Genomic DNA, 872 nt, shown 5'->3' on the forward strand with positions numbered 1-872 from the left:
ATATCTTTGAGTGCAGTAAGCATTTCAGAACGCATATCTTGGCAGGAATCGATCGGGGGAACGGGAAGGTAACCGCCTTTCATTCGTGGACGATGGCCAAGATTGCCTATTTCATATTCCATATCATTATTGGATGGAAGTTCACTTGAATCAAGTTTAAATCCTGTGTTGTAAGGATCAGTTTTATAGCGTACATCATCAAAGATAAAGAATTCTGCTTCTGGTCCTATATTGATCGTGTCTCCGATTCCTAAAGATTTCATATAAACTTCAGCTCTCTTGGCGATAGAACGAGGATCTCTACGATAAAATTCTCTAGAAACAGGATCGAGCACGTCACAGAATATGACTAAACTCGATTGAGCAAAAAAAGGATCAATATGTGCTGTTTCTGGATCGGGCAACAAAACCATGTCAGATTCGTTGATTGTTTTCCATCCGGAGATCGAAGAACCATCAAACATAACGCCATCACTAAATGTATCTTCTCTGATTTCTGAACTATCCATTGTGATGTGATGCAACTTTCCACACGGATCGGTAAAACGAAAATCAACAAAACGGATTTCGTTGTTCGCAATCTGTTTGATAATATCTGATGCGGTTGTCATATTCAATTTCCTTATGTGGGATTGATGTAGATAAAAAAGGCGAAAAATTTTGTTGTTATTTATTAAAGGGCATCGATTCCAGATTCGTCAGTGCCAATACGAATGGCATCATCAATAGAAAAAACAAATATTTTTCCATCTCCAATATGTTTTGTTTGAGCTGCTTTACGTATTGTGTTAACGGCTTGTTCCAACTTTTCATCGGCAACAACAATTTCAATCTTTACTTTAGGTAGAAAATCAACAACATATTGAGCACCA

2 protein-coding genes are annotated in these 872 nt (G+C 37.5%); both read right to left on the reverse strand.

The window, feature by feature from the left end:
• A partial coding sequence (locus J7R05_RS07320) for a glutamine synthetase beta-grasp domain-containing protein (protein ID WP_208541774.1) occupies positions 1 to 611 on the reverse strand: 611 nt, incomplete at its 3' end.
• Positions 612 to 673: 62 nt separating this feature from the next.
• A partial coding sequence (locus tag J7R05_RS07325) for a P-II family nitrogen regulator (RefSeq protein WP_208541775.1) occupies positions 674 to 872 on the reverse strand: 199 nt, incomplete at its 5' end.

This window comes from Bartonella capreoli (genome assembly GCF_902813205.1).
In the GTDB taxonomy this organism is placed as follows: Bacteria; Pseudomonadota; Alphaproteobacteria; order Rhizobiales; family Rhizobiaceae; genus Bartonella; species Bartonella schoenbuchensis.